Source organism: Microbacterium gorillae, from assembly GCF_050990725.1.
GTDB classification, from domain to species: Bacteria; Actinomycetota; Actinomycetes; order Actinomycetales; family Microbacteriaceae; genus Microbacterium; species Microbacterium gorillae_A.
Map to the genome: position 1 here is coordinate 793,447 of NZ_CP158844.1, position 21,679 is coordinate 815,125.

General features: G+C 68.3%; 17 protein-coding genes. 9 read left to right on the forward strand and 8 right to left on the reverse strand.

Features of this window, described 5'->3' with window-relative positions:
* Positions 1-3: 3 nt before the first annotated feature.
* Genes ABTV68_RS03500 through ABTV68_RS03525 form a run of 6 tightly spaced genes read right to left on the reverse strand, consistent with a single transcriptional unit; the run spans position 4 to position 7,503 of the window.
* Complete coding sequence (locus ABTV68_RS03500; RefSeq protein WP_433676239.1) at positions 4-2,634, reverse strand: Tat pathway signal sequence domain protein; 2,631 nt, start codon at positions 2,632-2,634, stop codon at positions 4-6.
* A 34-nt stretch (positions 2,635-2,668) separates the two neighbouring features.
* Positions 2,669-3,322, reverse strand: coding sequence for a DUF1961 family protein (locus ABTV68_RS03505; protein ID WP_433676240.1), 654 nt, complete (start codon positions 3,320-3,322; stop codon positions 2,669-2,671).
* The gene (locus ABTV68_RS03510; protein ID WP_433676241.1) at positions 3,319-4,200 is read right to left on the reverse strand and encodes a carbohydrate ABC transporter permease; all 882 of its coding nucleotides are present in this window, start codon (positions 4,198-4,200) and stop codon (positions 3,319-3,321) included. Before ABTV68_RS03510 ends, ABTV68_RS03505 begins: the two co-directional genes overlap by 4 nt.
* A complete protein-coding gene (locus ABTV68_RS03515; RefSeq protein WP_433676242.1) occupies positions 4,200-5,171 on the reverse strand; it encodes an ABC transporter permease in 972 nt (323 codons plus the stop codon). Before ABTV68_RS03515 ends, ABTV68_RS03510 begins: the two co-directional genes overlap by 1 nt.
* 53 nt (positions 5,172-5,224) lie before the next feature.
* Positions 5,225-6,766 carry an extracellular solute-binding protein gene (locus tag ABTV68_RS03520; protein WP_433676243.1) on the reverse strand — a complete coding sequence of 514 codons (1,542 nt, stop codon included), beginning with the start codon at positions 6,764-6,766 and terminating at the stop codon, positions 5,225-5,227.
* Positions 6,763-7,503: a DUF624 domain-containing protein gene (locus ABTV68_RS03525; protein WP_433676244.1), complete on the reverse strand. Its 741-nt coding sequence runs from the start codon at positions 7,501-7,503 to the stop codon at positions 6,763-6,765. The genes ABTV68_RS03520 and ABTV68_RS03525 overlap by 4 nt, the downstream gene beginning before the upstream one ends.
* A gap of 311 nt (positions 7,504-7,814) precedes the next feature.
* Here ABTV68_RS03525 and ABTV68_RS03530 point away from each other — a divergent pair, with 311 nt between their 5' ends.
* The 5 genes from ABTV68_RS03530 to ABTV68_RS03550 are packed head-to-tail and all read left to right on the forward strand — an operon-like array spanning position 7,815 to position 13,236.
* A complete protein-coding gene (locus tag ABTV68_RS03530; RefSeq protein ID WP_433677536.1) occupies positions 7,815-8,942 on the forward strand; it encodes a Gfo/Idh/MocA family protein in 1,128 nt (375 codons plus the stop codon).
* A 4-nt stretch (positions 8,943-8,946) separates the two neighbouring features.
* Positions 8,947-10,149 (forward strand): dihydrodipicolinate synthase family protein, encoded by a 1,203-nt coding sequence (locus ABTV68_RS03535; protein WP_433676245.1) that lies wholly within the window; start codon positions 8,947-8,949, stop codon positions 10,147-10,149.
* Entirely contained in the window at positions 10,146-11,021 is an 876-nt protein-coding gene (locus ABTV68_RS03540) for a sugar phosphate isomerase/epimerase family protein (RefSeq protein WP_433676246.1), read from the forward strand. Before ABTV68_RS03535 ends, ABTV68_RS03540 begins: the two co-directional genes overlap by 4 nt.
* Positions 11,018-12,070, forward strand: coding sequence for a LacI family DNA-binding transcriptional regulator (locus ABTV68_RS03545; protein ID WP_433676247.1), 1,053 nt, complete (start codon positions 11,018-11,020; stop codon positions 12,068-12,070). The genes ABTV68_RS03540 and ABTV68_RS03545 overlap by 4 nt, the downstream gene beginning before the upstream one ends.
* Positions 12,067-13,236 (forward strand): glycerate kinase, encoded by a 1,170-nt coding sequence (locus tag ABTV68_RS03550; RefSeq protein ID WP_433676248.1) that lies wholly within the window; start codon positions 12,067-12,069, stop codon positions 13,234-13,236. The genes ABTV68_RS03545 and ABTV68_RS03550 overlap by 4 nt, the downstream gene beginning before the upstream one ends.
* Positions 13,237-13,421: 185 nt before the next feature.
* Here ABTV68_RS03550 and ABTV68_RS03555 read toward each other — a convergent pair whose 3' ends face one another.
* Positions 13,422-13,871: an NUDIX hydrolase gene (locus tag ABTV68_RS03555; protein ID WP_433676249.1), complete on the reverse strand. Its 450-nt coding sequence runs from the start codon at positions 13,869-13,871 to the stop codon at positions 13,422-13,424.
* Complete coding sequence (pgm, locus tag ABTV68_RS03560; RefSeq protein ID WP_433676250.1) at positions 13,868-15,508, reverse strand: phosphoglucomutase (alpha-D-glucose-1,6-bisphosphate-dependent); 1,641 nt, start codon at positions 15,506-15,508, stop codon at positions 13,868-13,870. The genes ABTV68_RS03555 and pgm overlap by 4 nt, the downstream gene beginning before the upstream one ends.
* Before the next feature lie 360 nt (positions 15,509-15,868).
* On the opposite strand from pgm, the gene ABTV68_RS03565 reads away from it, so the two are divergent.
* The 4 genes from ABTV68_RS03565 to ABTV68_RS03580 all read left to right on the forward strand — a co-directional run bounded on the left by ABTV68_RS03565 (position 15,869) and on the right by ABTV68_RS03580 (position 21,561).
* Complete coding sequence (locus ABTV68_RS03565; RefSeq protein WP_433676251.1) at positions 15,869-17,176, forward strand: right-handed parallel beta-helix repeat-containing protein; 1,308 nt, start codon at positions 15,869-15,871, stop codon at positions 17,174-17,176.
* An 8-nt stretch (positions 17,177-17,184) separates the two neighbouring features.
* Positions 17,185-18,336 (forward strand): Dyp-type peroxidase, encoded by a 1,152-nt coding sequence (locus tag ABTV68_RS03570; RefSeq protein WP_433676252.1) that lies wholly within the window; start codon positions 17,185-17,187, stop codon positions 18,334-18,336.
* 466 nt (positions 18,337-18,802) lie between these two features.
* Positions 18,803-19,759: a prephenate dehydratase gene (gene pheA, locus ABTV68_RS03575; RefSeq protein ID WP_433676253.1), complete on the forward strand. Its 957-nt coding sequence runs from the start codon at positions 18,803-18,805 to the stop codon at positions 19,757-19,759.
* Between the two features lie 68 nt (positions 19,760-19,827).
* Entirely contained in the window at positions 19,828-21,561 is a 1,734-nt protein-coding gene (locus ABTV68_RS03580) for a helix-turn-helix domain-containing protein (RefSeq protein ID WP_433676254.1), read from the forward strand.
* Positions 21,562-21,679: the final 118 nt, after the last annotated feature.

Below are 21,679 nucleotides of genomic sequence, written 5' to 3' on the forward strand. Positions count from 1 at the left end.
TCGTCATCGGGCCTCCTGTGAGAGCCGGTTTCCAATCAGAGCCAGATTCTGAATCGCGGCCAATCCGTACTGTGCGGCATCATTCGTGGACACCGAGGGGGCCTCGTCAACCGGGTTCAGCACGTACGGGGGATCGATCCGATCCAGTCGGAAATCGCGTCGGTGCACGAGCCATTCGCCGATGCCCTCGAACGCGGCCCACGCCCGCGCCGCCTGCTCGTCATCGCCCTCCTGCGCTGCGACGTACGCGGTGAGGCGGCTGTGCGCCTGCTCCAGGTGGATTCCGCTGAGCGGCGCTCCGACGGCGCGCGTCTGTTCCTCCGGTGTGGCCAGATACAGGCGGCAGTAGGCGAGCCAGGCGTCACGGAAGCCGGGGACGTCGACCAGATCGATCAGCTCGCTGACGATCTCCACCAGCCCGAACACCGCACTCAGATGCGAGACGGCGATGCGGTCACGCGTGGTGTCGAAGCGACCCGTGTCGAGGTCGTACAGCGCCTCCCCGGTGAGGAAGCCGTGCGGGAGCGCGGCGATGTCGGCCATCGTGCCGAGCAGTCGATCGCGCGACCACTCGTTTCCGGTGCGCTCCCAGTCGGCGAGCCAGGTGGCGGCCAGGGCACCCCAGTCGGTGCCGAGTCCCACCGCCAGCGCGTTGCGGTCGGGGCGGTAGGTCGCCGCGTCCTCGCGCACCTTCCGTGTGGGGTCGGTGTCCAGGAAGCGCCGGTCGCTGTGACGGAGCTCTTCGAGCAGATCGCCCACGCGTTCGTCGGCGGTGAGGTAGTGGAAGTAGCGGCGGTAGGCCGGGCTGGAGATGCGAAGCTGCTTCGCGCTGCAGCCCCAGTGCTGCACGTTGTGCCGGGAGCCGAGACCCGCCCAACGGCCCACGTGGTAGACATCCACCTCGCCGGTGTGACGCGTCATGGCCTCGGCGAGACGGAACACGTCGGCACGGCCGGTGCGGAGGTACGAGGTCCACAACCAGAGGTCAGGGGAGAGTTCGCTGTTGTCCCAGGCGTAGCCGCCGACGTCATAGCGCCAGACGTGACGGTCGGGGTCGTAGGCGTGCATGACGTCGCCGTAGTTCCAGAAGCCGTACCAGCGGCGCTGTTCGACCTGACTCAGGTAGAAGTCGAGGAGGAAGTCGATGGAATCCTCGATCTCCGTGCGCAGCGGAGTCGATCGATCCGCCAGGTCCCAGTCTCCGAACACTCCCGCGGCGTGCAGGTGCTCGCTGGTGGGTTGCAGCAGCGGGGGATTCTGCAGCGCCGCCACCTCGGCAGCCACCTGCTCGACGGGGGCGGTGCCGGCATAGACGAAGAGCGTGAGCTCGTGGGTGCGCGCGATTCCATGGGCGTCGCCGAAGCCCGGCTCGTAGTCCTCGTAGGTGATCTCCAGCGCTTCCAGCTGGGTGGCGAAGTCGTCCTGACCGAGACCGTCGTGATAGAAGCGCAGATCCATCGGGTCAGCATCGGGAGCATGCAGCCAGGCCGTGACCGTTCCCGAGGCACTGGCCGCATCGCGCACATCCAGGCGCCCCGGGAAAGACTGCCAGAACGACCGCACGCCGATTCCCAGACCGCCGACGTTCGCATCGGTCAGGGAGATGTAGCCCTCGCTGCGCGTGCCGGCACCGGCATCGATCCAGGCGTGCCCCGCTCGCGTGCGCTTGCGCAGCAGGAATCCGTCGGCATTCGCCTGGGTGAGTGAGTAGTCGCTCCAAGTGGGGATCAGGTGCAGACGCTTCGACACCAGCGGACTCCACTCGGACAGCGCCGGGAGTGCCTCGCCGCGGATCTGGGCGGCGCGGATGTGCTCGCCCGGGTCGCGGCGCAGTCCGGTGATCCCGCGAACCGCCTCGGAGAACAGCCCGCCCTCGGCCCCGGCGATGCGCACGTGCCGGTCGTGCTCTGCTGAGTGCAGCGGGACACGCGCGCTGACGCCGAGTCCCGCGAGGAAGTCGTGATCGGCGTCGCCGTCCCACACGAAGGAGTGCACCATGCGGATCTGCTCGGCCCCGGCCACCAGCACGAAACGCACGGAGAACGGCAGCCATTCGCGACCGGAGCCCTCCTCCCGGTGTCGACCGGTGAGCTTCACCACGGCGCGAATCGGGCCGCGCTGCTCGACGGCCACGCTCTCGATCACCGAGGCGGCCGGGGTGCGAGACCCGCCACCGAGTTCGTCGACGCTGTCCTGTCGGGAGCTCACCAGCGTGAGATTCTCGGCGACGACCGAGCCGTTTCGACGAATGCTGGACACCAGCGCCGCGCCACCCGGCTCCCCGAACACGACCTCCATCACGTCGGTGCTGACCCGCACGGCTCGCGCATCGTCGACGCGAACCGGCCCCTCGGGCGCGGCCGCCTCATCGGCGATGATCAGTTCGTTCTCGCCCGGGGTCGAGGTCGCGCCGATCGCGCACCCCACCCACTTGAGCGAGCCGTCGGGCCAGGTCGCGAGAGGCCAGAACTGGGCAGAGCGCTCGTCGCCGCCCACCTCCCGCACGCGCAGCCGCGCGGGGTCTGTGAGCACGCCGCGGGGGATCGGCGTCCCCCACGTGACTCCGGCCACGCCGGTGGGCGCCTCGCCGTCGAGCCAGCGCAGCGGAATGATGACGGTGTCGTCAGCGGACATGGGGGAGACCTCCGTGGGGACGGGAGGGCACGCCTCAGAGGGCGTGCACCTCGAGGTTGCGGTAGTCGGCGACGAGCGGCGCCATCTGACGGAAGCCGATGCGGCCGCCGCGGATGCGTGGGCCGGTGGATTCGTCGTCGTGCCAGGAGAACAGAGCGAGGCCGTCGATTGCGAAGCTGATGTCTGCACCGTCTTTCACCACCTCGACCCGGTAGAACGAGCCGCGCGCATCCACCACGGGTGGCAGGGGATCGGCACCCTGGGACACGAGGTGGAAGCCGGGGGACTTGCGGAGATTGCACGTGTGGAACGCGCGCTCGTCCTCCCACCGACGGCGGAAGTACGAGACGTGAAGCGTGCGCAGATCCGCGGAGTGGTACTGCGGATACGCGCCCGTGCGCGGCTGCAGGTGCGGGTCGAAGATGCTGCCGCCGTCGATGGCGGCTGCCCCGAAGAAGAGCATCGCGAGGCCCGGCTCGCGCACCGGCGAGAACTCCCAGCTCACCCGGATGCGGTCACCGAAGACCTCAGGACACCAGAGGGTGAAGTGATCGTCATCGCCGCCCGCGGACGACAGCCGGAGCGCGCCGTCTGCGTCTTCGGCCCGGACCGGGCCCTCGCCGATCCAGTCGGAGATCGACGATGCCCCCGACAGCGAGTTCGCGTAGACCAGTGAGCTCCCGGTCATCCCTTCACGCCGCCGATCAGCATGCCCTTGGCGAAGTGCTTCTGCAGGAACGGATAGAAGATGAGGATCGGCAGCGTCGCCACCACGATCACGGCGAATTTGATCCCCTGTGCTGGCGGCAGCTCTGTCATATCGCCCTGCACCAATGAGAGGTCCGTGGCGACCGTCACCTGACGGAGGAACATCTGCAGCGTCCACATTGACGAGTCGTTGAGATACAGCAGCGGCGACATGAAGTCGTTCCAGATGCCGACGGCGTAGAACAGCGCGAACGTGGCGAGGACGGGCGTCGACAGCGGCAGGATGATGCGCCAGAGCGTCTGGACCTCGTTGGCGCCGTCGATCTTCGCCGACTCCTCGAGCTCCGCCGGCAGCTGCTGGAAGAAGTTCTTGATGATGATCAGGCTGAACGGGTTGATGGCCGCGGGGAGGATGAGCGCCCAGTAGGTGTTGAGCAATCCCAGGTCCTTCACGACGAGGAAGGTGGGGATCATCCCGCCACTGAACACCAGCGTGACCACGACCAGTCCCATGATCACGCGCCCGCCGGGAAGGTTCGCTTTCGACAGCGGGTAGGCCATCGCGGCGGTGAGGAGCAGCTGGATCCCGGTTCCGACGGCGGTGACCAGCACAGTCGTGATGATCGCGCGCAGGAAGGCCGGGGACGTGAGGATCGACTCGTACGCCTTCAGGCTGAACGTCTCCGGCCAGAGGAAGAAGGATCGGGTGGTGAGCTCGGACTCGGTGGCGAACGAGCCTGCGAGCACGTAGATGAACGGGATGAGCGCCACGACGCCGAGCGCCGCGAGGAAGACCACGTTGACGACATCGAAGACCCGTCCGGCGGGGGTGTTGAAGCGGTAGCGTTCCCGAGCCATCAGAAGACCCCGTTCTGGTTGAAGCGCTTGGCGAGCCAGTTCGCGCCGAAGATGAGGATGACGCCGACGATGGCCTTGAACAGGCCGACGGCCGTCGAGTAGCTATAGGAGCCCTGGGTGATACCCATGAAGTAGACGTAGGTGTCGAACACGTCGGCGACCTGACGGTTGAGGGCGTTGGTCATGAGGTAGATCTGCTCGAAGCCGGTGTTGAGCACGTCACCCATACGAAGGATCAGCATGACGATCACGGTGGGCATGATCGAGGGAAGCGTGATGTGCCACACCCGCTGGAAGCGGCCGGCGCCGTCGATGATGGCCGCCTCATACTGCTCCTGGTCCACGGTTGCCAGCGCCGCGAGGAAGATGATCGTGCCCCATCCGGTGTTCTTCCATATGTCCTGCAGCACGATCAGCGGACGGAACCAGCCGGGGTCGGTGAGGAAGTCGATGTCCGTGCCGAGCATGCCGTTGATCAGATGGAACAGCGGCCCCATATCGAGCGCGAACAGCAGGTAGGTCAGCGATGCGACCACTGTCCACGACAGGAAGTGGGGGATGTAGACCAGCGTCTGCACGGTGCGCTTGACGATCGTGACGCGGAGCTCGTTCAGAAGCAGCGCCACGATGATCGTGAGGGGGAAGCAGATGAACAGGCTGAGGGCGGCGAGGATCAGCGTGTTGGCGAGCAGCCGCGCGAAGTCCGGGCTCTGGAAGAAGGCCTCGAAGTGTCGGAAGCCCACCCATTCGCTGTCGGTGATGCCGAGAAACGGCACATAGTCCTTGAAGGCGATGACGGCACCGTACATCGGGCCGTAGCGGAAGGTCGCGAAGTAGATCACTCCTGGCAGCAGCAGCAGATACAGCCACTTGAACTGGGTGAAATGCACGCGCACGCCACGGCGACGCCGACGCGGCGACACGACGAGTGCCTCCGTCACGGCGAGGTTCTGATCGTTGACGACTGTCATCGCTCGTCCTTTCCTCGGTGTGGGGGCGGTCGCAGGACCGCCCCCACACGTCGTCACTTCTTCGCGGCGTCAGCCTGGTAGAGCTCGTTGATCTCGGAGGCGACCGCTTCGCCACCGCTGGAGCGCCAGCGCGCGATGGCGTCCTCGAGCCCCTTCTCATCAAGCTGGCCGGCGAGGAACTGAATTCGAGCGTCGGAGATGATGGTGTCCAGCTGTGCACCCTGAGCCGTGTATGTCGCCGAGACATAGGGGGCCGCCGGGTTGTACACGGCGTGCTCCAGATCGCTGTCCTGGATCTTGAGACGCTCGTCGTACATCTGCTGCTCGAACTCGGTGGGCTGCTTGGGCAGGTAGCCCTGGAAACCGTTCACGTTCGTGCCGAGCTGGGCGAAACTCAGGACCGTGTCCTTGTCCACCTGCGAGGCGTCATCGACGGCCACCGCCAGGTCGTCCTCGACGGTGTAGGTCACGCCCTCGATGCCGTTGTTGATGATCTTTCCGGCCTCGGGGGAATTCATCTCGTTGAGCACCTCGAGGACAGCACGCAGCTGCTCCTCGGTGCGCACCTGAGCCTTCGGGATGGCGAGGAACCCGCTGTAGCCGGCGGTGGGCAGCGCGTTGAGCTCGCCGTCGGAGTTCGCCAGGTTCCCCGTGACGGTCACGAAGTTCTCGTAGTCGTCGGGGTTGCTCTCCTTGAGGAGGCTGGTGATCACACCGGCGCGCGAGTGCACGTCGATGATGATGCCGCCCTTGCCGTTGAGGAATGGCTCGTTCCACTTGGCCGAGTCGAATGTGGCGTAGTCCGGGTTGACGAGACCTTCGCTGATGAGCTTCTTCTCGAACTTCACGGCGGTCAGCCACTCGGGCTGCTCGAACGAGGGCTCCAGCGTGCCGTCGACGTCCTTCCACAGGTTCCCGGCACCCGACCACACCTCGATCGCGTCGTACGGGCTGTTGCTACCGATCGAACCCGGCCACTTCGGGATGATGAGGCCGTAGGTGTCGTTCTGGCCGTTGCCGTCCGGGTCGTTCTGGGTGAACGCCTTCGCGACCTCATACAGGTCATCAATCGTCTTCGGCGCCTCGAGCCCGAGGTTGGCGAGCCAGTCCTTGCGGATGATCACCGCGGCGCGCATGGCGTCACGGGCACGGAAGATGCCGTAGACCTTGCCGTTGATCGACGACGCGGCCTGCACGGCCGGGAGGTTCGTCTTGAGGTTCGGGTAGTCGTCGAGGTAGTCCGTCAGCTCCCAGAACGCACCGGCCTGGGCGTTCTTCACGAATCCGGGGGTCTTGCCCTGGATCACCATGACCTGCGGGATGCTGTCGCCGGCCAGGGTGATGTTGGTCTTGTCCTCGTAGGAGGCGTTGGGGACCCAGTTGATGTCGAGGTCCACGCCGATGACCTTCTCCAGCGCCTGCTGGACGTCACTGTCAGCAGCAGGGGCGTTGGTGGTGAGGAAGGGCGCCATGATTGACAGCGACGTGAGTTCAGCGGATTCGGAGGACGACGAGTCTTGTCCTGCCGAGCAACCGGCCAGTGCGAGCGCGCCAGCGGTGGCGAGCCCGATTCCGGTGAGGATTCTGCGGTTCATCGTGATGTTCCTTCTGTTGTGATTCGGCTCGCTGTCGTCAGCGGGCTGGTACGGGAGGGGACAGGTGCAGGCGCTGCGGAGACACGGGCAGCGGAGGTGGAAGTCGCGGTTCGATCGGCCACGCGACGATCGTTCGCGGTGAAGAAGCCGAGGCACAGCGTCGTGGACAGAACCAGCCACGCGCCCACGCTGAACACCGGGATCAGGCCCGGCAGGAAGAAGGACGCGACGATGATGGCCACGGCGGCGATCATGAGCAGCACCCCGTGGATGAGATTCGTGAGGAGCCAGCGCGAGGCGACGAGGAGGTAGCGGCCGCGGGGGAGGTCGTAGTTCACGTACAACGGCGCGAGCACGGCGGTGAGCAGGAATGCGAAAACGAAGCCGACCACCGTGGCGGTGGCGGCGGGTGCGGGAGCGCCACCGGAGATCTGGTGCGCAGCTCCCCACAGCAGGAGAACGGTCAGAACCATGGCTGGCCCGACCACGATGTTCGCCGCCCGGAACTCGTTCAGCCACCCACGGGAGAACTCCCGCACCACGCGGACGCGATCTCCGCGAAGACGCCGACGGGTCAGGGCGGCCGCTGTGACCGTGGCGGGTGCGGCACCGAGCACGATGAGACCGGCCAGCGTGAACGCGATCCACAGGAGGTTGATCAGGGCGGTGAACCAGATCCACTCGCACACCCCGTGCAGGCGGAGCGCCCAGCTCGTCGAGCCGCCGTCACCGCTCATGCCGTCTCCATCGATCGTCGTTGTCCCTGCGCGAGCGACATTGCGTCGCGCAACCCAGCGTAGGAATACGCTTTCCCGGCGAACGTACCTGGCGTTTTGAATCGTGTCAACCGGACCCCGCGGATTCGGGGTAGCGCTTTCCGATCCGGACTTGCGCGTGCGCGGGGTGCGTGCCACGATATCCGGAAAGCGCTTACCACTCGAGACTCATCCGAGTGGTCTGAAAGCCGGAACTTGCCGTTCGATTTGGAGAAAACGTGTCAGAGACGACCACAGCCCCCCGCCCCGCCGTGCGTGAGGTTGGCATCATCATGAACGGCGTCTCGGGACGGATGGGCTATCGCCAGCACCTCGTGCGCTCGATTCTCGCCATCCGGGACGCCGGGGGAGTGGAGCTGCCGGACGGTTCCCGCCTCACCGTGCGCCCCGTGCTGGTGGGCCGCAGCGCGGTGAAGCTGGCGGAGCTGGCCGAGCGCCACGGCATCGCCGACTACACCACCGATCTGGATGCCGCGCTGGCTGACGAGCGCAACGAGATCTACGCCGACTTCCTCGTGACCAAGGCTCGCGCTGCGGCGCTGCGCAAGGCCATCGCGGCGGGCAAGGCGATCTACACGGAGAAGCCCACCGCCGAGTCGCTGGAGGAAGCTCTCGAACTGGCACGCCTCGCCGAGGACGCCGGTGTGAAGACCGGAGTCGTCCACGACAAGCTGTATCTACCCGGCCTGCAGAAGCTCAAGCGCCTGATCGACTCCGGTTTCTTCGGTGAAGTCCTGTCGGTGCGTGGCGAGTTCGGCTACTGGGTGTTCGAGGGCGACTGGCAGCCGGCGCAGCGCCCCAGCTGGAACTACCGCACCGAGGACGGCGGCGGCATCATCGTCGACATGTTCCCGCACTGGAGCTACGTGCTGGAGAACCTGTTCGGCCGGGTGGAGACCGTGTACGCACAGGCGAAGACCCACATCCCGCGTCGCTGGGACGAAGCAGGCAAGCCCTATGACGCCACGGCGGACGACGCAGCCTACGGCATCTTCGAGCTGGCCGGTGGTGCTGTGGCGCAGATCAACTCCAGCTGGACCACGCGTGTGAACCGCGATGAGCTCGTCGAGTTCCACATCGACGGCACGCTCGGCTCCGCGGTAGTCGGTCTGTTCGGCGCCAAGATCCAGTCCCGCAACGCCACGCCCAAGCCGGTGTGGAACCCCGACCTCGCCGACGAGCACGACTACGACGCGGACTGGGCGACCGTCCCCACCAACGACGTCTTCCTCAACGGGTTCCGCCAGCAGTGGGAGGAGTTCCTCATCTCGTTCGCGGAGGGCACTCGGTACCCGTTCGACCTGCTGGCCGGGGCGCGCGGCGTTCAGCTGGCCGAGGCCGGCCTCGCCTCCAGCCGCGAGGGTCGTCGCATCGCGCTCGACGAGCTGACGCTGGGCTGATCCGATGACCGATCTGACTCTCCTTGACGCGTCCGGCACGACGTCTACCGTTCCGCTCGACGATCACGCCGGCTACACACGCCCCGCTACGCCGCTGCGCTCTCGCGTCGCGTATGCGGCGGCGCACGTGGTGCCGAAGACCGCCGGTGACAACACCCCGGGCCGACCCGCCGAGATCGACTGGGACGAGACGCTCGCGTTCCGTCGTCACGTATACGGCTGGGGGCTCGGCGTCGCCGACGCCATGGACACCGCACAGCGCAACATGGGCCTGGACTCGGCCGCCACGCGCGAGCTCATCGCCCGCAGCGCCGAAGTGGCGCGCGAGGAGGGCGGATCGGTGGTGGTCGGCGTCAACACCGATCACGTCGACGAGGAGCACATCGGCCTGGACGCCGTGATCGACGCCTACAAGAGCCAGCTCGCCTTCACGGAGGACCAGGGGGCGGGGCCGGTGCTGATGGCCAGTCGCCACCTCGCCCGGGTCGCCTCATCCGCCGACGACTATCGCCGTGTGTACCGCGAGGTGCTGGCGTCGGCGCAGACCCCGGTGGTGCTGCACTGGCTGGGAACCGCCTTCGACCCGCAGCTGGAGGGCTACTTCGGCTCCTCCGACTGGCGCGACGCGTCGCGCGTGCTGCTGGAGATCATCGCGGAGGCTCCCGACAAGGTTGCCGGTGTGAAGATGAGCCTGCTCGACGCTGAGAGCGAGGTCGCGGTGCGCGAGCAGCTGCCGGATGGCGTGCGCATGTTCACCGGGGATGACTTCAACTACGTCGGCCTGATCGGCGGGGCCGATGTTCCCGACGCCGAACAGCCCGCGCGCACCGCGGGGGCTGCGCGTCAGCACTCCGATGCGCTGCTCGGTGCGTTCGCGGCGCTCACCCCGGTGGCGTCGGCCGCCATCCAGGCGCTGGATGCCGGCGAGCCCGACCTATACCAGGAGATCCTGGCGCCCACCGAGGCGCTCAGCCGCCAGGTGTTCGCCGCCCCCACGTTCTACTACAAGACGGGTGTGGCGTTCCTGTCGTGGCTGAACGGCCACCAGCGTGCGTTCCAGATGGTTGGCGGCCTCCACTCGGCACGCAGCCTTCCGCACCTGTCGGAGATCGTTCGTCTGGCGAACGCCTCCCGCGCGCTCGAGCGTCCGGAATTGGCCGCCCAGCGCTGGCATGCGCTGCTGCGGGTGAACGGAGTCGAGGCATGAACGCCGATCCGCGCCTGTCCATCAACCAGGGCACCATCAAGTACGCCGATCTCGCCACCGCGCTGCGGGTCACGGCCGAGGCGGGTGTCGGTGCGATCGGTCCTTGGCGCGAGCCGGTGGCCGAGGTGGGTCTCGACACCGCGGCGAAGATGGTCGCGGACTCCGGGCTGCGTGTGTCCACCTACTGCCGCTCCGGCTTCTTCACCGTTGGCGACCGTGCCGCGGTGCTCGATGACAATCGCCGCGCGATCGAGGAGACCGCCGTGCTGGCCGCGGCCGGCGCCGCGGGCTCCACGCCCGTGTTGGTGCTGGTGGCCGGCGGCCTTCCCGAGGGGTCCCGTGACATCGTCGGCGCTCGCGAACGCGTGCGAGACGGTATCGGGGCGCTCGCGGACGACGCGCGCGCCGCTGGCGTGACGCTGGCGATCGAGCCGCTGCACCCGATGTTCGCCTCCGATCGGTGTGTGGTCACCACGCTCGCCGAAGCGCTGGACATCGCGGCCGACTTCGATCCCGAGGTGGTGGGCGTCACCGTCGATACGTTCCACATCTGGTGGGATCCGCAGGTGCTGGATTCCATCGCGCGGGCCGGTCGGGAGCGGCGGATCGCGACGTATCAGGTGTGCGACTGGCGCACGCCGCTGCCCGCCGACGTGCTGCTCAGTCGCCACTATCCCGGCGACGGTGTGATTGATTTCGCCTCGCTCACTCGTGCGGTGGTGGAGACCGGATACGACCGCGACATCGAGGTCGAGATCTTCAACCAGGACGTCTGGGATGACGCTCCCGCGAACGTCGTGGCGCGCACCATCGAGAGCTTCCGGAAAACGGTATCCCCGCACCTGGCCACCACCGTAGACTCCGTGGGGTGAGCGAGATCCCGATGGCGCCCGACCTGTCGTCCCCGCCCGTCGCCGCGGCGACCCTGCACGATGTGGCCCAGGCCGCAGGCGTGTCCCTGGCCACCGCGTCACGCGTGCTGAACGGGTCGACCCGCCGCGTCGCGGAAGCGTACCGCGAGCGTGTGCAGGCTGCGGCGGATCGGCTCGGCTACACCGCGAACCTCTCGGCGCAGGCGACCGCGCGCGGCACCAGCGCCATCGTCGCGTTGCTGGTGGCCGATATCGCCGACCCGTACTTCGGGCAGATCGCCGCGGGTGTGGCGCGCGGTGCCGACGAGGCCGGCCTGGTCGTCACCATCGCGATCACCGAGCGGGATCCGGCGCGCGAGGTGCGGGTGATCCGCGCCCTTCGCGGTCAGCGCCCGCGCGGTCTGATCCTGGCTGCCTCGCGCAACCTCGATCACGACGCCGCGGATTTGAGCGGCGAGCTGGCGGCGCTGTCCGCGAGCGGAACCCGCGCGGTGGCCCTGGGGCGCGGCGACGGCGATGTCCGCTGGCTCGCCGTGGACAATCACGCGGGTGCGCGTGAGCTGGCGTCCCGGATGAGTGCGCTGGGCTATCGTCGGGCGATCATCCTGGCCGCGGCGGAAGGCCTGCGAACCTCCGATGACCGCATCGCGGGTTTCACCGCCGGATTCACCGCGGGCGGTGCGGAGGAGCCGCGTGTGCTGCGCGGCGCATTCTCCCGCCAGGGCGGAATCGACCTGATGGCGCGGGCGCTCGAGGAGGGCGTGGACGCGGGCACGTTGGTGTTCGGGATCTCCGATGTGGTGGCCATCGGCGCGATGCGCGCCATTCGCGACGCCGGCCGTTCGGTGGGGGCCGATATCGCAGTCTGCGGCTTCGACGACATCCCCACCAGCTCCGACGTCACCCCCGCGCTGACCACCGTGCGCGTGCCGCTCGATGAGATCGGCTACCAGGCCCTGCACGCGGCGGTGACGGAGGACTGGTCGGGCCCGGGCGACGCGGTGGAACTCACCGTGGTGGCCCGCGAATCCACCCCCGCACGATCATGACGGCGTCGCGTCTGCGCGTGGTGATCGCGCCGGACAGCCTGAAGGGATCGCTGTCGGCCGCCGAAGCGGCTGAGGTGATCGCGGCGGGCTGGACATCGGTGCGTCCCGACGACGAGATCGTCCTCCGCCCGATGGCGGACGGCGGGGAGGGGACATTGGAGGCCTTTCTCGCCGCGCACGATGCCGAGGTGCGCACGGCGCGGGTGGTCGGTGCAGACGGTCGAGAGCACGACACACCCTGGACCCTGCTTCCCGACGGAACGGCGGTCGTGGAGCTGGGCGTCTGCTGCGGCATCGAACAGCTGGGGACAGCGCGCGCGCCGTTCACCGCGCACACCGGCGGCTTCGGCCAGGCGATCGCCGCAGCGCTCGACGCAGGCGCGCGGCGGCTGGTGCTCGGCATCGGCTCCAGCGCCTCCACCGACGGTGGCGCCGGAATGCTGCACGCCCTCGGGGCTCGACTTCTTGACGGAGACGGGCGCGAGGTGGGACCAGCGCTCGCGGACGCAGACGTGGATCAGCACGGGTCCGATCCCGGTGCCGCCGTTCTCCCACCCTCGGGGCTTGGCGGGGTGGCGACCGTTGACCTCTCCGGGCTCCGGCCTGCGCCGGTCGGAGGTGTGCTGGTCCTCTCCGATGTCACGAACCCCCTGCTGGGCGCGCGGGGAGCCGCCGCGGTCTTCGGACCGCAGAAGGGCATCCCCGCGGACCACGTGGCCGAGGTCGACGCTGTCCTTTCGCGATGGTCGCATGCGGTGCTGAGCGCAGCCGGGCTGGACGACGAGCTGCTCACCGCGGCCGGCGCCGGAGCCGCCGGCGGCACCGGGTTCGCCCTGAAGGTCTGGGGCGCCGACCTCGTTCCCGGCGCTGCGGCGGTCGCCGACTTGATCGGTCTCCCCGCGGCCACCGCAGCCGCCGATGTCGTGATCACCGGCGAAGGCTCGTACGACGCGCAGTCCGCTGCGGGCAAGGTGCCCGCGCACGTCGCGTCGCTGTCGGCTGCTGCGGCCGTGCTGATCGCCGGGCGCATCACCCCGGACGCTGACACCTCGGCCTTCGCCGCCGCGATCTCCCTCACGCAGCTCGCCGGTTCATCCGACGCTTCCCTCGCGGACCCCCGTCGCTGGCTTCGCGAGGCCGCGGTCGCCGCCGCTTCTCGCTTCTGACAGGTTCCGCGCCCCTCACCCCGTCGCAGGCCGTCCGCCGCTATCCCGCGTCGGTGTCAATGTCAGAGCGAGGTCTCGGCGCGATGCTGTGGGCTGCCGTCATCGCGCCCGTGATCGTGGTGATCTGGGTGCTCCTGTCACACTGACCGCTCCCGAACGGACCCGTGCGAGTCGCGGCTGATCCCTCAGCGCGCGGCGCGCCAGGCGTCGAGGCCCGCGCGGACCGTGGACGACACCGGCACCGTCGCGTCCACGTCGGCGAGCGGAAGCCAGTCCGCGTGGCTCGTGGAGCCGCCGACCTCGATGGTGCCGAGCTCGCCGCTGACGACGCGCGCCGAGAAGATCACGCGGACCGCCTTGAACGGACGCCCCCGGTCGCCGGTCGGCCACGTGCTGCTGGTGACGGTCAGCAGTCCCGTGATCTCGGCGTGGTAGCCGGTCTCCTCGTAGATCTCGCGGATCAGCCCCTGCTCGACGGTTTCATCGAAGTCCACGCCGCCGCCGGGCAGCGACCATCCCGCTCGCTTGGGATGGTTGAACCAGCTGAGCAGGATGCCGCGCTCGTCGACGATGACGGCGTAAGCCGCCAGTCGCGTCTCGTACTCGTAGAACTCCAGATGGTGCTCGGCGCTCATTCGCCGAGCGCCTCCGAGACCACTGTGCGCGCCTCGTCCTGCACCTGACGCAGGTGCTCCTCACCCAGCAGCGACTCGGCGTAGAGCTTGTACACGTCCTCCGTGCCGGACGGACGCGCGGCGAACCAGGCGTGGTCGGTCTGCACCTTGAGGCCGCCGATCGCCGCACCGTTTCCCGGGGCGTGGGACAGCTTGGCCGTGATCACCTCGCCGGCCAGGCTGGTCGCGGCGACGGCATCCGGACTCAGGCGACCGAGCGCGGCCTTCTGGTCGGGCGTCGCGGGAGCGTCCACGCGCTGGTAGGAGGATGCCCCGAACTGCGCCTCGATGTCCGCGTACAGCTGCGAGGGCGTGCGCTTCATCACCGCGATGATCTCCGCCGCGAGCAGCGCCAGCAGGATGCCGTCCTTGTCGGTGGTCCACACCGATCCGTCCGTGCGCAGGAACGACGCTCCGGCCGATTCCTCACCGCCGAACGCCACCGATCCGTCGAGCAGGCCCGGCACGAACCACTTGAAACCCACCGGGACCTCCAGCAGCCGGCGTCCGAGGGACTCGGCCACGCGATCGATCATCATGGAAGACACCAGGGTCTTGCCGATGGCGGCATCCTCGCGCCAGCCGGGGCGGTGCGAGTACAGGTAGGCGATGGCGACCGCGAGGTAGTGGTTCGGGTTCATCAGGCCCGCATCCGGGGTGACGATGCCGTGACGGTCCGCGTCCGCGTCGTTGCCGGTGAGCACGTCGAACTGGTCACGCTTCGCGACAAGCGATGCCATGGCCGACGGCGACGACGGATCCATGCGGATCTTCTCGTCCCAGTCCAGCGTCATGAAGCGCCACGTCGGGTCGACGTCGGGGTTGACCACCGTGATGTCGAGGTTGTGCATCTCGGCGATGAGGGCCCAGTACTCGACAGATGCCCCGCCCAGCGGGTCCGCGCCGATGCGCACGCCCGCCTCGCGGATGGCATCGAGGTCGAGGATGTTCGCGAGGTCGCGCACGTACGCGTCGCGGAAGTCATAGGTGCCGACCGTGGAGCCGTCGATGTCGGCGAAGCGAACGCGCTTCACGCCCTCAAGACGGGCTGCGATCAGCTCGTTGGCGCGGTCGGCGATCCATCCGGTGGCGTCGGTGTCGGCGGGACCGCCGTGCGGGGGGTTGTACTTGAAGCCGCCGTCGGTGGGCGGGTTGTGCGACGGGGTGACCACGATGCCGTCGGCGCGTCCGGGATCAGCCGCGTCGCACCCGCGGTTGTAGGTGAGGATCGCGTGGCTGAGCGCCGGGGTGGGCACCCAGGACTCTCGCGAATCCTGACGCACGTCCACGCCGTTCGCGACGAGGACCTCGAGCGCCGTGCGCTCGGCGGGCAGCGAGAGGCCGTGGGTGTCACGACCGAGGAACAGCGGTCCGCCGATGCCCTGTGCCGCTCGATAGTCGACGATCGCCTGCGTGGTGGCGAGGATGTGGTCCTCGTTGAAGCTCGTCGAGAACGACGACCCGCGGTGACCGCTGGTGCCGAAGGCGACGCGCTGTGAGGCGACGCTCGGGTCGGGTCGTCGGTCGTAGTACGCCGCGATCAGCGCATCGACATCGATGAGGTCTGCGGGTTCGGCGGGCTGTCCTGCGCGAGTCATGCCCTCAGTCTGCACCGAACTGCGCCGACACGCATTCTCGATTACCTGTGTATCGCCGTCGCACGGGTCTTGGTCTCGTGACTGGTTCGATACCGAACAGCGCCGACACGCATTCTCGATTACCTGTGTATCGCCGTCGTAGGGGTCCTGGTCTCGTGACTGGTTCGATACCGAACAGCGCCGAGACGCATTCTCGATTACCTGTGTATCGCCGTCGTAGGGTTGTTCGCCGTCATCCGGCCCGTACTCACCCGTCCATCACGACATCTGTGCACACAGCAACACCCAGTACGGTAGTTCCAGGCCGATTCGACACGGCTGACGTTCCACGAGCCCTCCCCGGGCATGAGGAGGATAACCATGCGCAGCCCCGTCCGCTGGGCCGTGTCGATGATCGCGGCCGCCGCTCTGCTGGGCGCGATCACGGCGTGCTCACCCGGTGCTCCCGAGGGCGCGGCGACCAGCGCCGCGGGTAGCGAGAGCGTCGTCACGGTGACGAACGACACGGAACTCGCCGATGCGGGAAGCCGGGTCGCTGCGGGCGGCATCATCATGATCGAGCCCGGCACCTATCACTCGTCCCTTGAGGTGCGGGCAGACGATGTCACCGTGCGTGGCACCGACCGCAACGGCGTGATCCTCGACGGCGAGTTCACGCGCAGCAACGGCGTCGTGATGACGGGCGCGCGCGTCAGCGTCGAGAACCTCACCGTGCGCAACTTCGTGCAGAACGGCGTACTGATCACGGGAGTCACCGACGAGAACGGCGCGGGAGTCGCCCGTGGGCCGGACGGCTACCTCCCCGGCAATGTCGCCGATCCGGTCGCCGGATACCTGGTGCAGGCCGTCACCGCGCAGAACAACGGTCTGTACGGCATCTACGCGTTCAACCGCACGGGTGGTGTGATTCGCGACAACCTCGCCAGCGGAGGTTCCGACTCGGGCATCTACGTGGGTCAGTGCCAGGACTGCAACGCCGAGGTCTCCAGCAACGTGGTGACCCTGAACGCCGTGGGCATCGAGCTGGCGAACGCGTCGAACGTCGTCATCACCGGCAACCGCATCGCGGGTAACCGCATCGGGCTGACGATCCTCTCCAACTACCTCGAGGCGCACGGTCCCACGAAGGGCGTTCAGATCGCGGGCAACGTGATCTCCGACAACGACGAGCCCCAGACTCCCGAGCAGGCCACGGGCGCCTTCGGTGTGGGCGTTGGTCTGTCGGGCACGGTGGATGCCGTGGTGCGTGCGAACGTCATCACCGGCAACCCGAATGCGGGACTGTGGGTGAACTCCTCCGACGATTTCGCGCCCTCGGGCACGAACGTCACCGACAACGTGTGGGATGACACCGCGCTGGCCGTGGTGTTCGCCCCCAGCGCCGACCACGCCGGGTCGAAGAACTGCTTCCAGCTTCCCGCGGGTGCGCGGAGCGAACCGGCCGCTCTGGCGGCGGCGGGCTGCAGCGACGGGATTGCCCCCGCCACCTGGAACCAGCCGGTGGCCCCGGCGGGTATCAGCTTCGCGAAGGTCGCGACGACTCCGGAGCGTCCGGGCCTGGACAGCGTGGACGAGACGCCGCGGAAGCTCTCCGATTCGGTAGAGCTTCCCGACGTCAGCACGGTGACGGTTCCCGCGGCCGATCTCCTCGCAGATCCCGCCGCATGAGCGACCGCATGACTTCGAACCCCGCCGACACTCCAGATTCGGTCGACGCGTCGCAGACCAGTACCGCCGCTGCCGGGAAGTTCGGGCGCCGGTCGCTGTTCGCGGGCATCGGCGCAGCAGCGGTGACGGGTGCCGCCGGCTTCGCTCTCGGCCGTATGGGCACCGCGCCATCTGTCGCAGCTCCGGACCCGACCGCCAGTGCCACGACCACCGATACCGCCCAGCCCGCGCTCGCCGAAGCGCATCGCCTGCCTGGTGCCACCTGGCCGGAGGTTCCGCCCCGCCACCTCACAGTCGCCGTGCTCACCCTGGCGGCGACCGCACCCGCGGATGTTCGCGCCGCGATCGCTGCGATCCGGTCGGCGACGAACGAGGTCACTCCCGACGCTGGTGAACTCACTGTGCTCGTCGGCGTCACTCCCATGCTCGCGGCCAGCGTCTGGCCCGACCGTGTGGCGCATGCCGATCCGCTTCCCACCTTCCGCAATGATCGCGCACCGTTCCTGTCGGAGGGCGACCTGCTGGTCGAGGTCTGCGCCGAAACCGCAGCGGCCGTGGCGGACCGGATGAAGGCGATTCTCGCCGCTGTGCCCGATGCGACCGTGGTCTGGCGCAACAACGGCTCTCGCGATGCGCCGACGCCGGCCGGCACCACTCGCACGCCGATCGGTTTCGTCGACGGGATCATCAACCCGCGGACTACGGAGCTGCTGGAGAGCGGCGTCTGGACCGGGAATGGCCGAGACACGTACGCGGTGGTTCGACGCATGCACATCGAGTCGACCTTCACCGATCTGCCCGTGCCGGAGCAGGAGGAGGCGATCGGTCGCCGTCGCGATACGGGCGCTCCGCTGTCCGGTGGCGACGGCATGGCCGAGGTCGATCTGTTCGCGAAGTCGGAGACCGGGCGTCTCCTCACGCCCACGGCCGCACATGCCCGGCGAGCGCATCCGAGCAATATCGGTCGTCCCCTGATGCTCCGTCGGAGTTACCCGCTGGGTGACACTCCCGGCGCTGGGCTGCTGTTCCTCGCGTTCTTCAACGACCCGGCCACGTTCATCATGACCCAGCGCCGCCTTGACGAGCAGGACGCCCTAATCTCCCACACGTACACGGATGCCGGCGGCGTGTTCTTCGTCCCGGATCCGGACATTACGTGAGGTTTCGCACCGCCTGATCTTCCGCACGTACACGGATGCCGGCGGCGTGTTCTTCGTCCCGGATCCGGACATCGCGTGACGTTTCGGACGGCCTGATCTCCCACACGCACACGGATCCCGGCGGGGTCTTCTTCGCCCCGGATCCGGACATTACGTGAGGTTTCGCACCGCCTGATCTTCCGCACGTACGCGGATGCCGGCGGCGTGTTCTTCGTCCCGGATCCGGACATTACGTGAGGTTTCGCACCGCCTGATCTTCCGCACGCACACGGATGCCGGCGGCGTGTTCTTCGTCCCGGATCCGGGCATCGCGTGACGTTTCGGACGGCCTGATCTCCCACACGCACACGGATACGGGCGGGGTATTCTTCGCCCCGGATCCGGACATCACCTGACCTTCCGGACGACGACCACCCCACAGCCTGACCGTCCGTGAGCATCGTGGGCAGGAACTAGGCTGACAGTCATGTCACTGCCCTCGGATGCCGAACGACGTACGTACAGCTACCTCGGTCCGGCGGGAACGTTTACCGAGGCAGCGCTGGCGCAGGTTCCCGAGGCGCGCGGTCAGATCTGGCGTCCGGTGCACAACGTGGGCGAGGCCCTGTCGGATGTGACCAGCGGCCGCAGCGATGCCGCGATGATCGCCATCGAGAACTCGGTGGACGGCGGGGTCACTACGACCCTGGACGCGCTCGCGACCATGCCCGGGCTGCGCATCGTGGGGGAGTACCTCGTTCCGGTGTCGTTCGTGCTGGTCGCCCCGCGCGGGACGACACTCGCCGACGTGACGCGGATCGCGGCGCATCCTGTCGCCTACGCGCAGAGCCACCTGTGGCTGCAGGAGCACCTGCCCACGCACGAACATGTTCCCGCGGCGAGCAATGTGGCCAGCACCATCGGGTTGCTCGACGGTTCCCTCACCGTGGAGGCCGCCATCGCGCCGCCGAACATCACCGAGCATTACGACGTCGACGTGCTGGCCGAGAACATCGGCGACAACGCCAACGCCGTCACGCGCTTCGTCCTGGTCTCGCGCGTGGTCGCGCCCGTGCCGCCGACCGGCGCAGACAAGACGACGGTGATCGCCGAGCTTCCCGATGACCGCCCCGGTAGCCTCCTGGAGCTTCTGGAGCAGTTCTCCACCCGCGGCATCAATCTCGGTCTGATCCAATCGCGTCCGATCGGCGACATCATGGGTCGCTATCGCTTTATCATCGATGCGGACGGCCACGTGCAGGACGAGCGGATGGCGGACGCCCTCATGGGAGTCCGGCGCTTCAGCCCGCGCCTCGTGTTCCTCGGGTCCTACCCCCGTGCGGATCGACAGGTGGTGCACTACTCGGAGCGGTACGCGGACGAGCTCTTCGTCGAGGCTCGCGACTGGCTGCGCGGCATCCTCAGCGGCGAACCGGGGGAGTGATCCCGGGTCGACGCTTGGGTGATCGGCCGTAGTGTCGCGCGCTGCCGGGCGTCGAGATCGACGGCCGCGTGCTCACCCCGCGGGCGCTGGGGCTGCGGCCCTTCCCGAGCGCGTCCTCGTCCTCGTTGCTCGAATCGGCGATGCGCGGTGGTGCCGCGGCGGCTAGTCTGGTCGGCATGGTGGGGGGCGACGAGGGCTGGCGTTCGCAGTCGCGCGTGCGCGATGCGTCGCTGGACTCGTTCATCGCCAGTTTCGTCACCGCCATTCGCGAGGGACGCGCGGACGACGCCGATCGGCTCGCTCGGCGAACGGCCATCAGCGAGATCGTCACCCGGGGGCTGCAGCTGCACGAGCAACTCGGCGCGGTGCCTGCCGAATCGGGCGTCGCTTCTCTGACCGATTCGGCGCATCCGGGCATTTTGCTCACCGTGGCAACCGCCCGTGCCGAGGCAACGGGGTCGGTGGACGCGCTCGAGCGTCCGCTGCGGGACGCTGCTCGTCGCCTTCTTGCGGAGCAGACGGTTTCCGTGGCACAGCGGGCCCGCAATCTCTCCTTCGCGGCCTTCGCGATGCACCTCGTCGGCGATGAAGGAGCGGCGCTGCGGATCGCTGGTCGAGGAGCGGAACTCATCCTCTCGATCCAGCCCGGTGTGGGGTCGAGGGACATGCCCGAATTCGCCGTCGCTGCGAGCGATCTGGCCATGGTGTACGTGTTCTCCGAGCAGTATCTGCACGCGGTGCGGCTGTGGTCGTGGGTGCGCTCGCAGGTGGCCGACCCGCGCGAGCCGGCGCTCATGCAGGCGGATTGGGGGCTGGCGATCGTGGGCACCATCGTCGGCGATCAGTCGCTGGTGGCCGCTTACACGCGTCCGGCGCTGGATCCGAATCGCCAAGAGCTGGGATCCGCGGTCGGCCGGGACCCGTGGTGGGCCCTGGTGCAGGCCGCGCGCATCTGGGCGGCGCTGGATCTCATCGATCCCGAGCGGGCGTTGCACATCACCATGCACGCGGTGGCATCGACGAGTCCGTCGGTGCTCATCTCTCCGCTGGGGACGGCCCATGCCGCGACCCTTCTGGCGCTCGGACGACCGGAGGCGGCTGTCGGTGTGCTCCAGGCACTCCCAGACGCGGCGCGCACGCTCACCGGGCCGGATCGTGGCTGGCGCACGACGCTCCTCGCTTTGGCCGAGGCCATGCGCGGGAGCGACATCAGTCCGCTGCTTCGTACGCCGGGGCTCCGGGCTGATCCCTACCTGTCCGATGTCCTGCGCAGCCACGCAGCGCTGGTCTCCGGAGCGGGGGACGTGACCGCGGCGTTGCGCGAGGATGAGCGGCAGCGTTCCGTCCGTGCCACGGGTCTGTATGCCGTGGTGCGCGCTGCCGCGCATCTGCGGTTGGGGAATCAGGCGGCCGCGCTCGCCGAGCTGGCCCGGGTGGCGGAGCAGGTTCCTGGCACGGGACGGAGCGCCTGGGCCCTGCTGTTGCCGGACGCCGACGTTCAGGCGCTGCGCGAGCTGGCACGGTCGGCCGATCGGCCTCAGCTGGCCGAGGTGCTTCCCGAGCGGAGCGCGGTGATCGGTGCCGCGCCTCGGGTGGAGCTGACCGAGCGTGAGCGGGAGGTGCTGGCGCTGCTGCAGCAGGGTCGCACGAACGCGCAGATCGCAGGTCAGCTGTTCATCTCTCCCAACACGGTGAAGTTCCACGTCGCCAACATTCTCAAGCGCCTGGGCGTGGCAAGCCGCGACGAGGCGGCAGCGCTCGGCGTGGTTGACCCGCCCGGACGATCGGCCCACACCGGCTGAGCCCGAGGGAGGGTGAACGTCAGCACGGAGCCGCGCGACCGCGTGAGCCGACCCTCGTTGCCCGCCGAGCGCTGTCCGACCCGCGCTGCCTGGACACGTTGTGTGCGGACTCGTGTCC